Below are 14,197 nucleotides of genomic sequence, written 5' to 3'. Positions count from 1 at the left end.
TGCTGTTGCAAGTAAGAGTTATTATCACTTACTATTGCTAAATATCGAAAGAAGTTTGAGAATTCCCTTGATAAAATTGTGGTTACGCCGTGCTCACCTAGTAATGGCGCTAGTGGCTGGTGCATTTATTATTTGCTTAAGCTTAACTGGGGCACTGCTTATATATGCCAAAGATATTCAATATCTTACTCAGCCTCAGTTGTGGCGAGTTGAGCCACAGTCTGAGCCTCTTGGGGTAGAGCAAATAGTAACCTTTATTGAATCTACAACCGCTGAAAAAGTTTCACTGTTTATGCCTGAGCAGCAACCGGATTTGGCGTGGCAACTGAAGTTGTCTAGCGGTGATTATGTTAGCGTTAACCCCTACAGTGGCGAGATCCTTCATCGCTACGAGTATTATTCTACGATATATGGCTTTACGATGGCGCTACACCGTTGGTTGTTGTTTGAAGATGCTGACAACAAAAAGCCGCTTAGAGACTGGGTATCTATTTGTGCACTTGTACTCATTATTGAGTTAGTGTTGGGCTTTTATCTTTGGGTAAAGCCTAAAAATTGCTTGAAACGATTAGTGATAAAACCAAAAGCTAAGCTAAGGATTTTGCTTTATCAGTTACACACCGTATTGGGGGTATATTTGCTTTTACCTATACTGCTCATTGCCTTCAGTGGTATGGCGTTTAACTGGCAGCCGCAAACTAAGGCTGTGGTTGAGTGGTTAAGCTTTGATGAGGTTGAAGTAAGGCCAAAACCACCCACTATTGCGGTTAATTTTCACGGCTTACCCTACGATTTAAATAGCGCTACAAAGCGCGTAAAATCTATCTTCCCAGACGGTCAGTTGTTCCGTATTTATATGCCTGACAAAGCGTCCGACAGCGTCGCTTATAGAGTTCAAAACCCTGGTGAAAGTCATGCCTACAGCTGGGTTTGGGTAAATCCTTATAACAGTGAGGTGGTAGCGCAATATGATGCATCAAAAGCCGGAGTCGCTACGCAAATATGGAACTTTAAGTACAAGTTTCATATTGGTGACTTTGCCGGTCCCATCGTGCAATTTGTTTGGTTAATGCTTGCCTTAATTCCGACTTTTTTCACGGTATCCGGCCTGTATTTTTGGCTGCAACGTCATCGTAGGAAGCGGTAATTAACTTCACTCTAAGTTACTGTTATGTGGATATAATTGCAAAAATCGATGTAAAGTAGGATGGTCTTGCAGTAAAGGGTAATGCAAACTATTCACATTAACCTTGTTTTTACTGAAGTTTGGCAATATTATATTGCCGCTTTTTACATCATTATTATTCTAAATCCAGCAAGGATAACCATGTTAAAAACTACTCTCAGTATGGTAGCGTTGGCTGTTAGCGCAGCAGCCATTGCAGACGATACCAATGTTAAAGATCTTCAAGCTGCAGATATGGAGCATATCGTGGTCTCGGGCAGTCGTGTGTTTGAAAGCATCGATGAAGTGCCTGCCTCCATTACGATTATTAATCAAAAACAAATCGAAGATCATTTAAAAGTAAATCCAGAACTACAAAGTTTGTTATCTCAAATTGTTCCTGGTCTTGCTCCGGATACGGGTAGTTCAAGCAATACTGGGCAATCGTTGCGTGGACGTGCGCCTCTGGTGATGATTGACGGTGTACCTCAGTCTACACCACTGCGAAATGGTTCTTTGGGTGTAAAAACACTCGATCCAAGTGCCATCGCTCGTATAGAAGTTATCAAAGGGGCAACCTCAATTTATGGTAATGGTGCTTCAGGCGGGATCATTAACTACATCACCAAGCAGGCTAAAAGCGATGGCAAACCAGAAGGTGAAATTAGCCTATCTAGCCGCTTTAGCGCAGTAAAACTTGCAGAGAGTGCGGGTGCTCGAATTGCGGGCGCGATTAATGGCCGCGTTGACCAATTTAGTTATTTAGTCACGGCAAGCTATGAAGAAAATGGTGTTCAGCGTGATGCAGAAGGTGATATTCTGGGTTTACAGTATGGTCTGTCGGATACCGTGACAGAAAACTACTTCACTAAGCTGGGCTATGACTTTGACGAAGACAAGCAACTGCAATTTAGCTATAACTTCTACAGTTCACAGCAAAAAACGGACCTAGGTGATGTATTTGGTAACATCAATTTAGGTGAAAAATCTTACGCTATTCACGTGCCACCAGCTCAGCAAAAAGAAGGTAAGCCACAAGGTCCTGAAGGTAATGAAAACATTACTTTGAAATACACCGATATAGAAGTTTTTGCTAATACACAAATGACGCTTGATGCGTATATGCAAGACATTGAGAACGTGTTCTTCTTCTCTCCAAGCTTAGCAAACCCTGATGAAGGATACACTGGCGGTCAATCTATCATCCGCTCTGAAAAAAAGGGCGCGCGTGCGACATTTAATACCTTGGTTGATTTTGACAATGTCCAAGCTACCTTCATTTATGGTATTGATGCGTTGAATGATGTGACCTCACAGCCACTTGTTGATGGTCGTATTTGGGTGCCAGAAATGGACATGGAAAGCATTGCAGGTTACCTACAGACCAAGTGGATTGTTGCCGATGACCTAGTGTTAAAAGCGGGAGTGAGACAAGAAAGTATTGATCTTGCGGTAGCTGATTACCAAACACTAAAACTTTGCCGTTCAGCGGATCAGTGCTCTGTACCACTTAACGTGAAAGGCGACACCATTGACTATGACGCCACAACGTACAACGTGGGTATTAAATATAACGCAAATGAGAAGTTTAGCCCATTCGCCAGTTACTCGCAGGGCTCTGACATCTCGGATATTGGCCGTCTGCTGCGCAGTGCAACAGTAGAAGATATTGGTCAAATTCAAACAGAAGCATCGATTGTTGATAACTACGAAATCGGTTTTAACTCTCAATTTGAGACGTTACGATTTGAATTTGCGGCATATAGAAGTACATCTGAGTTTGGCACAACGAATAAATTCAATGAAGTAACCGGAGTTTATGAGCCTGTTCGAGCACCACAAAAAATTTGGGGTTATGAGGCACTTGTCGATTACAAGATCAATGACACGCTAAAACTCATTGCCACATATAGCTATGTTGAGGGTAAAGATACTAAAGCGGATACGTACCTTGGCTCGAGACAAATTAGCCCACCAAAGCTTACGGCAAACCTAAACTGGCAGCCAATTGATGCGTTATCGATGACGTTAAGCTGGTTACATGTCGGCGACCGTAAACGCTTTGAGCGGAACGATAAAGGTAACTATGTTGGAGATCAAGGTCCAATTGACAGCTATAACGTGGTTAACTTTAGTGGTCAATATCAATTCGGCCAAAGCTGGCAAGCATTTGTTGGTATTGAGAACTTATTTAATTCAGACTACTACCCAGCTCGCGCACAAGCCTATACGTACGGTGGCTATAACATCAAAGGCCTTGGTACAACAGCAACCGTTGGCGTGAAGTATCGCTTCTAAGCTAATAGCAATGACTTTTGGCTTCATAATCTAAAGCCAAATGGGTTTGCTGAGCACCCAGTTCAGCAAACCCTAATACAATGAATGGTATATCTGGTCTACACTTAATCTATTGGCGAAACAGGAGTGTAGCAATGGCGGATTATCAAAAATGGCTGGATCAATTTTCCGATTGGCTCAAAGACGTCAAAGAACATGAAATTGACGATTTATCTAAGCGATTCTGGGAAGCGCAGAGCGCACTGAAAGACTACACCAAACAAACCTATGATGATTATAGTTACTATTTAAAACGTGACTTGGAACATCTTCTCGAAAACAAATCCTTCTATGATGAAGCGGCTTGGAGTGAGCTCAAAGCCAACATCTTATTTGAAATATCCCAATTAGAAGATAGAACTCAACTTGAGTGGTCCGCACTTTTAAAAGATTTTGAACACCAAGGCATTTATAAAGAAGGTGAATGGATAGCTTTGGGACAATTAGTATGTAAGAATTGTGGCTATAAATTAGATGTTTATTATGCCATCAAGATCCCAGCTTGCAGCGAGTGCGGGCATGGGGAATATACTAGAAAAGCATTAGCGCCCTAAAGTGTGGACGCTCAGCTTGGAAGCACCAAGCTGAGTAGACTAACGTATGCGAATAATACAAAGAAGTTAGAATGACCAAATCTAAATTGTCGTCTGAAAAATCATTGCAGGCCAGTCAGCTTGCACCATCAGTTTCGTTGACTCACATAGAAAATTGTATCCAAAACCCTTACCCAGAAGCGCTGCCATTTATTGGCCAGCAACGCGCTCAAACCGCCCTAGACTTTGCCCTGGGGATGGAGCTTCCCGGTTATAATGTATATGTCATGGGAGAAGCGGCGCTGGGTCGTTTTACCATGGTGAAAGACAAGCTCGAGGCGCACAGTAAAACTAAGCCAACGCCCAAAGAATGGTTGTACGTTAATAACTATGACGACCATCGTGAGCCTATCGCGCTATTTATGCAGGCGGGCGAAAGTAAGCAGCTTGAGGCTGATATAGACGCCTTTATCGATGAGATCTTAGATACTTTTCCTGCAGCTTTTGACAATCCGGGTTATCAACGCAAGAAAAAGTCGCTAGATAAAGAATTCGAACAAAAATACGATGCTGCGATCACCGCTGTTGAGCAACAAGCTATGAATATGAGTGTTGCACTGATAGAAGATACAGGGACAGTTGGCTTTGCTCCTGTGGTCGATGGTAAACAGCTCAGTGATACGGAGTTTTCGGCACTAGACGAGCATGTTCAGGCACACTTTTTAACCGCAATTGAAACATTAGAAGATGCCCTCATTGAGTCGCTTATTGAGCTGCCAAGATGGAAACGCGAATCCTCAGAGCGCTTGCGTAATCTTAAAAAAACCACCATTGAAATGGCGACTAAACCGCTATTAAAAGCACTTGAGCATAAGTATGCCGCACACATTGGCGTGCTGCGTTATCTTAAAGACCTCAAGGTTGAAATTGTCGATGCGGTATTAGATTGGCTAGACGACGATAGTAGTAACAGCGACGAAAACAAAGATGACTTTGACTCAAAGGGAATGCTCACTGACTTTTTTGCGCCCAATATTCTGGTTGAGTTTAAAGAGGACGACCCTGCGCCTGTAGTGTATGAGCCAAATCCGACCTTTGGTAATATTTTTGGTAAGGTGGAATATGCAACCTCTCAAGGTAATTTGATCACCAGCTATCGCTCTATTCAAGCCGGTGCATTGCACCGCGCCAATGGCGGTTATCTGATCATGGATGCGGAAAAGGTCATGGCTAACGCCCAGGTGTGGGATGGCCTTAAACTGTCGTTAAAAACCCACCAAATTAAAAATGACCTACCGTACCAAGACAATTCGGTGGGCAGCAGCTTTACCTTAAAGCCGCAGCTAATTCCGTTGGATGTCAAAATTATTCTTTTGGGTTCGCGAGACCTGTATTACACCATTGGTGAATACGATGAAGAGTTTGCAGAACTATTTAGAGTGCTGGCCGATTTTGATTACTATTTACCAAGCTCGGACAAAATGCAGTATCAATTTATCACTAAGGTGATGGAATACTGTAATGATACCTTGAAAATTGAGCTTAGCTCAGCGGCGCTGGCGCGTATGCTTAAATTTAGCTATCGCCAAGCGGAGCACCACAGTAAGCTTTCGGCGCGCTTTGCTGATGTTTTGGAGCTGGTGGCAGAAGCCAGTTTTTATGCCAAGCAAGATGGCGTAAACCAAATTGCCGCTAATCACATCGATGAAGCGATAGCTGGAAAAGAATATCGAACAGGGCAGTTAAGTGAAAATATGCTCAGCGATATTCAAGAAGGGCATACCTTGATTGCAACTGAAGGCACCGCAATTGGTAAGGTAAATGGCCTGACGGTACTGCATATTGGTGACACCGCATTTGGTACGCCTGCGCGTATTACCTCTACGGTATACGCAGGTGCTGACGGGGTGATTGACGTTGAACGTGAGGTAGACTTAGGTAAGTCAATTCACTCAAAAGGCGTGATGCTGCTTACCGGTTACCTAGGTAACAAGTATGCGCAAGACTTTAGCCTGACACTCAGTGCAAATATCGCCATTGAACAAAATTATGGTTTTATTGACGGTGATAGCGCATCACTTGCAGAGCTTTGTGCGCTGCTATCGGCGGTGACGCAACTCCCTGTGGATCAATCTTTAGCGCTCACCGGCTCAATAAACCAACACGGTGAAGTACAAGCCATTGGTGGTGTAAACGAAAAAATCGAAGGCTTCTTTAAACTCTGCAAAATGCGAGGCCTCACAGGTAAGCAAGGGGTGATCGTTCCTGAATCTAACACAGTCAACTTAGTGTTAGATGATCAAGTGATTGCAGCTGTTGAAAAAGGCTTATTCCATGTCTATGCCGTTGCCACAGTAGATGAAGCGCTTAGCTTGTTAATGGATAGACCTGCAGGAGAGCTAAGTGATGAAGGCTATCCCGGAAACAGTATCAATGCAGTTGCAATGGCGAAGCTTGAGCGTATTGCGAAAGTCGTAAACGGCGATGATGACAAAGGAGAAGAAAACCATGACGACAACTAATATTATCCTCGTTATTGTTGCACTGGTGATTGCAGTGGTGTTTTTTCGTGGTGGTCAGAAACAAAAGCAGCTTGCGCAGTTTAATCGAATTCAAGCGGCTGACTTTTTGAAAGAAAACGAAAAGCGCACAGAGGTTCATAAAACTGACTCAGGTCTTCAGTACGAAATAATCACTCAAACTGACGGTGGCAAACAGCCAAATGCAACGAGCAAAGTTAAAGTGCATTATCATGGCACTTTACTTGATGGCTCCGTATTCGACAGTTCGGTACTGCGTGACCAACCCATCAGCTTTGGACTTAATCAAGTGATCCCGGGTTGGACCGAAGGTGTGCAGTTGATGAGCGAAGGGGATAAATACCGCTTTTGGATTGGTCCAGACTTAGGCTATGGTGACCGTGCTGCAGGTAAAATCGAACCGGGTTCGTTATTAGTGTTTGAAGTTGAGCTGCTCGCGGTAGAGTGATCAGTGTTATTGTTGTGTAAGGCGCTACGGCATATAGCTTGAATAAACGTAGCGCCATACGCAGTTAATGGAGCAACAATCTACATAAATACAGCCAATTATTTTCCTTTATTTTCTGTATAGCGACTAAGCAGCATATTGGCGACCTGTTGCTTTACGGCCCGTTTGTCGTTGGGGTCAACGCCAAAACGTTCCGCCAGTAGTGCGATTTCTTCATCGGTTAGATTGAAGGATAAGCGTTGCCGAGTTTTCTTCGATTTAACTTCTAAATCAAGGATCTTTCTGATCATATCGGATGGCGTTAGCTCTTCGTCTATCGCCTGCTTTTTAATACTTTTTTGTACTTCCGTGGTTAAATCGAAGGCCATTTGTGTGGCCCTCAATGCCACTTCTTGACGTTTCCACTTGTCTTCTCTTGTGGTCACGAGTTAGCTCCAGGAAATAGGTCGACAATATCGCTCAGTGGGCGACACATGGTTAGTGACACGTCAGTTTCCCCCCCATCCCAGATCTCGATATTGATAGCGAACTTTTCGTCAGGACTAAGTAACTCGATAACTTCACATACTTCGCCACTTTCATCTTGATAGCGTGGCAAGGCGCGACCGCGATAATCGCTATCGTAAAAATAGCAAACGTAGGGCGCTTCACTTTGTTGATAGCTTTTACCTAAAAATCGCTCGAAAATCTCCGGAGTAGCGTGGGTGTCGATGTGGGTCAGTGCTTCTTCATCGAAAATACGCGCAAATTCATCAAGCGTAAAAATAGCATCGACGTCTTCTCTTTGGATTTTGATAGAGAAATTCGCGTATTCCTCACCGTCACTTTGTTCAATTTGCAAAAAAGTAATGTTACCTGAATCACTTTCGAGAACAAATTCATATGCAGCGCTGCGTTCAAATTGGTAAGTTTGTACGCCAACAACTTTGAGGGTTTGTCCCTTGAGCCAGCTAGGGTAAGCGAACGAATCGATGATGGTGAGCATGTCTCCAACTTGCAGATCTTTTGCATGAGTAAGTTGTCGCTCAGGAGTTTTTTTTGATTTAAAAAAGCCAAACATAATGCACCTACATAATCAAAAAGGGTAAAAAGGAGGCGAGGCCTCCTTTTTCTATTCGGCAAATATTAGTTGCTTTGTTTCGCTCTAATACGTTCAAGAATATCATTACTCTTTTGCGTAGAGCCAATTCCAGCTTCTGCCATTTTGGCTTTTAGATCTGCACCCGTTGCAGCGGCTTCAAGCTCTTTTGCCGCAGCCAGTTGATCTTGCCTATCTTGCTGGCGTTGCTTGATACGCTCAAGCGACTGACGTGCATTTACCATAGATGACGTATTGGTATTTAGCGTACTGTTTACTGCCATGGTTGCTTTTTGAACGCTGTCTGTGGTTTTTACCATTGTTAGTTGGCGCTGGTTTTCTTTAATCGTTTTTTCAGCTTCTTTAATTTGCTGTTTTAACAGGATCACATGTTTACTAAAACCGTCTAGCACTTGCTGGTGCTCTGCGCGCTCAACTTCAAATTCACCGATTTTCTCTGCGATTTCTACCGCTAAAGCTTCGTTACCTTTTTCGAGCGCTTGTCCAGCATAGTTTTCATGCTCGATAATGCTTTCGTCAAGTGCAGCTAATTTGCGTTTTGTCTGCATCTCTTTCGCCATTACTTCTGTTAAGTTCTTTTTGGCTTTAGCTAATGCGTTTTGTGCGTCAGCAATTTCTTGCTCAAAAATACGAATGCCATTTGCGTCAACAATTGACTCACCAACTTCTCTAGCGCCACCACGAACAGCAGTAAATAATTTCTTTAAAATACTCATTTCACAACTCCAATATTACTCATTCAAATACACAGTCACGGCTTCCAATGCTTCGATTGCATTGTCCGCGAGGGTGACCAGTTCGTGCGTGATCTCATCAATTGAGGAGGAAACGGCTAGAGCACCAAATATCGCATACTGCTCATCAATTTTAGCAAACGCACTCAGCGGGATCGGCACATTCAGTTTTAATAGTGCTTCATTTAACTCGTTTAGCAACTCAGGCTTTACCTCATTCTCTTTAAATAGGTAACTAATGCATACAAGTTGTTCTTCAGTCTGAGTCACAAAAATTGGTAATTCGTCATTTCCGTCAACAATCACTTGCAATACATCTTGCTCGCCTTCATTGGCGATTAAGAATGATTCGAAGTTAGCACCTTCTGTTTCAAATGATGCTAATTTGATTGATAGTTCATTTAATTCCATCTTCATTTACCTTTTTTGTTTTGACATATTATGTCTGAGTTAAGAGTTGCACGTAAGACATAATATGTCAATGACCGTGCGCTAATTTTTATACAACTCATCTTCTGTTTGCCATGCTTGGCGATAATAATCGTATAGTCTGCCCGTTCCTAACTGGTTGACTTCAATATCTTTTGCTCCGTCAAAAAAGCGATTTGGGAAGGCGAACGTCGCGAGTAAATACTCTTTGTTTATCCAGTTACTTGGAACAGGCAAAGACTCGACCGACCGGATCCTAGCACTTGCTGGTTGTCCTGTTCTCGTTGCGATTGTCCATCCCCATTGGCCAAATGAGGGAATATTCTGCTGATATTGCTCAACATGCGTAAACCCGGCATGCTTTACCGTTTTAGCTATGCTAATAAACGCTTTTTTGGCGTGATAGGGAGATGTTGACTGAATAGCGAGTGCACCATCGGGTGCCAGTAATTGACGCACATGATTATAAAAGTAGTCGCTATATAGTTTATTCAAATCGGGGTGATTAGGGTCAGGTAAGTCGATAATGATGGTGTCAAATTGTCTACCTTGGTCGAGCATTTTTTCTACTTCTAAAAATGCATCTGCAACGATAACCGTTGCTCTTGGATCGTTTAAGGCGTTGCCATTCAAGCGGGTTAATTGACTGGTGATATGTGGTCTAGCTGGGTAGGGCTGCCCTTGTAGTCCAAATAACGAAAGTAGTTGTCCATCCAAATCGATTAAGGTTGCATTTTCAACAGGCCATTCCAGTACATCTCGAAGTGCCAGACCATCTCCGCCGCCAATGATTAATACCTTTTCGCGCCGGTTAGAAGCCAGCATTGCAGGATAAACGAGCATAGTGTGATAGATCTGTTCATCTACAGATGAAAACTGTAATCGACCATTTAAGAATAAATCGTTAATTGGCATCGGTTGTGCGCGGCTCAATCGCTCAGTGATGACAACATGTTGATACTTAGTTGATTCTGAATAGATCACCTTGTCTTTGTATAGCACATTGCTGAGGTCTTTCATCCAAAGAGAGCCATGGCTCAGGATGACAAAAAAGATACCAAGTAGAACAAAGTGGCAAGCAAACAGCAGCTTAGCGAAGCGGACATGAGCATGGTAACGCCATAGGAAGATAAGTCCTGCAATGATATTAAATAGCGCAGTCCACGCTGCTGCTTGCATTATTGGCAGCGCAAGCATAATCGTGACCCAAATGGCAGCACCAACACCAGCACCGATATAATCTGCACCGTAAATGGTACCTGCGTTATTTTCAAGGAAGCGGCCATACACTTGTTGACGGATCCTAGCAATCAGCGGAATTTCCATGCCAATTAAAATGCCTAGAATGAGGCCGAAAACATAAGGTAAAAATCGGGCAAATGCTTGTAATTGCGCAAATGGCATGCCATCTAAGACACTATCGGGAGGCAGGCTGTAAAGGCTAGAAAGCGTGTGGGGCAGGGTATAGGTAAGTGCAATAACACTGGCGATCACCAAAATACTGCTCATGCCGAGTAGCGCGATTAGGCTTTCAAGCCATGCAAAAGCGGTAAAAGGATCCTTGAACCAGCGTGCTAAAAATGCGCCAATGCCCATGGCCACGATCATAGTGCCTATCATGGCATAAATCGCGCTTTCTACAGAGCCTAAAACGCGACCAGCATAATGAGAGAGTAAATATTCGTAGATTAGGCCGCAACCGGCCAAAATGGCCATGACGCCAATAAGTAGGGTGTCGTGACCAAACAACGACCAGTTGCCGGTCACTCTTGCTGAAGTTTGTGGTGCAGATGCGCTCAAGGGTTATGCACCTAACAAACTTGCCATAGTCGTACCAATCGCAAAAGAAAGCGCGGCTGAGATTGCAGCAACACCAACATTCTTTTGTCTGTTCACTTCATCGGAAATATCTTTACCTGCCAGAATAATTTTTATCATGACGAGGTGTAAGACGATGAAAAGCACAATGCTACCCAGTGCTGCAATACTCCAGTAAAGTAGGCTTGAGTTAATATTGTCAGCTACATACGGCGCTAAACCGGACGCTGCAGTCAGTGCCAGAGCCGAGCCGATTAAAAAGCCCGCGTAGCGGATCCCAACCGCGATATTGTTGTCTTTGATTGCCTGCTGTAAACAGTCGCCACTTTTGTTGGTGCGCTTGAATAGTTGTACTCGGTATTGGCTCACAAGCAGCATACAAATATTACCAATAATGAAGGCTGCAACCACAATAGGTAAGCCATACCAGCCTTCTGTGAGTACCCAAAGTAGAGCTGAGCGGATCACAATGGCAACGCTCACCACATGGCCAAAGTCAATCAGTGCTGAGGTGACATTACCTTTAACGATTTCGTCATGGAGGTTTACCTTGCGTAGCGCGACTTTGTCTTGGAAAAAGTGACCGAGCTTGATAAGGATGATACCAACGATACCATAGCCTGCCATTTGTAGCGCTTCTTGAGCTAAAGAACTGGCAAAAGCACCACTTGAAATACCTGAAATTACAATGGCCAGACCTGCTAAACCACCAGCAAAACTGAGGCCAAATGCAAAGTTGTCTTTTTCTGTGATTTCATCGTTTGCATGAAGGTTAGATACCCAACCTTTGATGTATTTTAAGCTAACAAATAACGCGACGATCACCGCCATATCTATTAGCAATGCTTGAAAAGTCCAAGCTGTTAATCCGTTAAATTGGTACATGTGTTAACTCCGCTATATATGCGCTATTTGCCCCGGCTTACGCCACGGGAGGTTCTACTTGAGCTATTGCGAACAGAGCCGTAGCTTGATGTTCGAGAATAGCTGCTTCGAGTTACTGCTGATGGGGTGTTACTACTTCGACTTAACCCTGAAGCGCCAGATTTTTTCTTGGCATAGGGACTGGTAAATTGTTTGCCTTGGCGTTGATACGATTGTTGAGTACGTTTGGCGAGCTCAGTTTGGCGTTTGTAGCCTTTATAACTGGTGTATCTGTGGCGGCCATAGTCGCTGTAGTAACTGTATCTGCGATGTTTACTCCAGCGGCCATATTCCACATCACCGACAATATCTCCAAGCATGCGATACATGCCATACCACATCCAAAAGCTAGTGCCGTTAGAGTTAGTCTGCCATTCGCCATAGTTGGCATTGCCAACAAGCTGATTGCCGACACTGGTCTGACCGTTTGCCGCTTGTTCCGCCTGCTGACTAATAGCGCCAACTCGCGCTAGCTTGCCATCTGACATATCAGCTAAAACATTGATTGGATCTGTCAGCGCATCATTGAACAAACTGATGGAAGCGGCTTCTTTTAACAACACTGCTTGGTTGATAATGTCGTCGCTGTTCATACTTGGAGCGGGGGACTTGAGGGACTGATAACGAGTCAATAAACTCTGATATAAGGTTCCACTGCTTGTTGCGTCTTGGGCAATAATTTGCGCAATTTCACTGAGCTGAGGTTTTTGCTGACTAAGTACTTTGCCATACTCAGTCAAAAGGTTGGCATTTCTCACCTGCTTTTTATCAAGGGCGGTTCCCAGCGTATTTATCGCTGTTGAAGCTTCTTGAAGTGTATGTGTAATGGTTTGCTGGATACGTTCTTCTTTCGATTCGCAGCCCAGCATTAGGCTCAAAACACACAGTAGGCTAACCAGTTTCCAAATTCTAAAGTTGGACATTCATTGTCACCTAATCTACCTTGACCGTTCATTTAAATGTGCTGTTTTATTGAGCTTAAGTCAACTCAAACGTGCCGCGATTGGCATGTTAAATGGGCTTAAATTGTAACAATAAATCAGTCTAGAGAGTTATTATCTATACACCTTAACATTTGTATTAATATAAACCATAGCGTTAGGTGAACTGGGATAATAATAGAGTTTGTTCATATAGAAGTTGCATTCGTATGAATGCAACGATCACCAAAGCATCAATATAAATCTATCGATACTACAAGGTTAATATACCTTAGCAATTTGCCTCTAGAATGTCATAAATAGCATCTTCTAGGTCTTCTAAATCAGTTTCATCTATCAGCAATCTGGCTTTTGATTCATCAAGGTCTAGCGCCTCCGCAAAGAAGCCTTTAAAGCCTCGCGCTTTGCGGTCAATCTCAAAGATAATTTCTAGTTGCTCACCGCGATTAAAGAAAACCACTTCCACTTCATCAAAGCGACCATGGAAGTCACCTGCGATCGTTTTAAACTCTAGCTCTTGTACGAATGGGAGGCGTGAGAAAGATACTTCATCAATACCTTCACAGTCTGATTCATAGAGTTTAAAGCCAAGCGCTTCCATCGCATCGATAGCCGCTTGTTGTAGCTCGGTAGGTACTATGTGTAAATAGTCCCTATCTGACTTGTCGAGCGCCATATCAATATCAAGGTTGGTAGCAATCCAAGTTTTGGATTGTCCAACGGTAAGCGGGGTTTCTTCAGCGAGGTCAAGCGCAAATGGAATGTGCTTTTCATCACCGGGTTCGATAGTAAATCGTTCGTTGATTTGAAATTTAGCAAGGGTGTGGTTTTTAGTGATGGTCGTTGTTTCACCTTCACTGTCTTCTCTTTCAACCGTGTAGTTACACATTACGTTAAGATCTATTTTGTTGATCTCTTGAGCAACTTTGCCACCGATGATTTTAACCGTTCCAGAAATTTCTTCGCCAGGAGAGGCGTGATGGGTCTCTAAAATGGTATCTACTTTTGCTGCACCGATACCGACTGCGCCAAGGGCTTTTTTGAAAAAAGACATAGTCATCCTTATATATCTTGTGACCTTCCATCATGGAAAGCGCTGCTGTGTCGATTATAGGAATTATTATCTATTCGTCAATTGCTTTTCTCTTTCGAAGCCAATGACTTGAAAATATTTTCTTTGATGCAGTCGGTAATTGGTCATTATTCGTAAAATTGGTATATTATTTTAT

General features: G+C 43.2%; 13 protein-coding genes. 5 read left to right on the top strand and 8 right to left on the bottom strand.

Annotated features, from left to right (window positions below):
• Positions 1-70: 70 nt before the first annotated feature.
• From L3V43_RS02165 to L3V43_RS02145, 5 genes are all read left to right on the top strand, one after another.
• Positions 71-1,147 carry a PepSY-associated TM helix domain-containing protein gene (locus L3V43_RS02165; protein ID WP_266069460.1) on the top strand — a complete coding sequence of 359 codons (1,077 nt, stop codon included), beginning with the start codon at positions 71-73 and terminating at the stop codon, positions 1,145-1,147.
• Positions 1,148-1,327: 180 nt separating this feature from the next.
• Positions 1,328-3,463: a TonB-dependent receptor gene (locus tag L3V43_RS02160; protein ID WP_237115798.1), complete on the top strand. Its 2,136-nt coding sequence runs from the start codon at positions 1,328-1,330 to the stop codon at positions 3,461-3,463.
• Between the two features lie 134 nt (positions 3,464-3,597).
• Positions 3,598-4,056 carry a hypothetical protein gene (locus tag L3V43_RS02155; protein WP_017216346.1) on the top strand — a complete coding sequence of 153 codons (459 nt, stop codon included), beginning with the start codon at positions 3,598-3,600 and terminating at the stop codon, positions 4,054-4,056.
• 71 nt (positions 4,057-4,127) lie between these two features.
• A complete protein-coding gene (locus L3V43_RS02150) occupies positions 4,128-6,557 on the top strand; it encodes an AAA family ATPase (RefSeq protein ID WP_237115799.1) in 2,430 nt (809 codons plus the stop codon).
• Positions 6,544-7,023, top strand: a complete 480-nt coding sequence (locus L3V43_RS02145) for an FKBP-type peptidyl-prolyl cis-trans isomerase (protein WP_010606161.1) — start codon at positions 6,544-6,546, stop codon at positions 7,021-7,023. The genes L3V43_RS02150 and L3V43_RS02145 overlap by 14 nt, the downstream gene beginning before the upstream one ends.
• Positions 7,024-7,121: 98 nt before the next feature.
• Here L3V43_RS02145 and L3V43_RS02140 read toward each other — a convergent pair whose 3' ends face one another.
• The 8 genes from L3V43_RS02140 to L3V43_RS02105 all read right to left on the bottom strand — a co-directional run bounded on the left by L3V43_RS02140 (position 7,122) and on the right by L3V43_RS02105 (position 14,022).
• Positions 7,122-7,448, bottom strand: a complete 327-nt coding sequence (locus L3V43_RS02140; RefSeq protein ID WP_069018990.1) for a hypothetical protein — start codon at positions 7,446-7,448, stop codon at positions 7,122-7,124.
• Entirely contained in the window at positions 7,445-8,083 is a 639-nt protein-coding gene (locus L3V43_RS02135; protein ID WP_010606163.1) for a DUF4178 domain-containing protein, read from the bottom strand. The genes L3V43_RS02140 and L3V43_RS02135 overlap by 4 nt, the downstream gene beginning before the upstream one ends.
• Before the next feature lie 65 nt (positions 8,084-8,148).
• Positions 8,149-8,838, bottom strand: coding sequence for a PspA/IM30 family protein (locus L3V43_RS02130; RefSeq protein ID WP_102057325.1), 690 nt, complete (start codon positions 8,836-8,838; stop codon positions 8,149-8,151).
• A gap of 15 nt (positions 8,839-8,853) precedes the next feature.
• Positions 8,854-9,267, bottom strand: a complete 414-nt coding sequence (locus L3V43_RS02125) for a DUF2170 family protein (protein ID WP_010606165.1) — start codon at positions 9,265-9,267, stop codon at positions 8,854-8,856.
• Positions 9,268-9,348: 81 nt separating this feature from the next.
• Positions 9,349-11,085: a polyamine aminopropyltransferase gene (locus L3V43_RS02120; protein ID WP_102057324.1), complete on the bottom strand. Its 1,737-nt coding sequence runs from the start codon at positions 11,083-11,085 to the stop codon at positions 9,349-9,351.
• A gap of 3 nt (positions 11,086-11,088) precedes the next feature.
• Entirely contained in the window at positions 11,089-11,988 is a 900-nt protein-coding gene (locus L3V43_RS02115) for a DUF350 domain-containing protein (protein WP_039493655.1), read from the bottom strand.
• Positions 11,989-12,011: 23 nt separating this feature from the next.
• Complete coding sequence (locus L3V43_RS02110) at positions 12,012-12,950, bottom strand: hypothetical protein (RefSeq protein ID WP_010606168.1); 939 nt, start codon at positions 12,948-12,950, stop codon at positions 12,012-12,014.
• 289 nt (positions 12,951-13,239) lie between these two features.
• Entirely contained in the window at positions 13,240-14,022 is a 783-nt protein-coding gene (locus L3V43_RS02105) for a sporulation protein (RefSeq protein WP_237115800.1), read from the bottom strand.
• Positions 14,023-14,197 lie beyond the last annotated feature (175 nt).

Origin of the sequence: Pseudoalteromonas sp. L23, assembly GCF_021728455.1 — a bacterium.
In the GTDB taxonomy this organism is placed as follows: Bacteria; Pseudomonadota; Gammaproteobacteria; order Enterobacterales; family Alteromonadaceae; genus Pseudoalteromonas.
The sequence above is the reverse complement of the archived record's forward strand: the minus strand, read 5'-3'. Positions and strand labels throughout refer to the sequence as shown.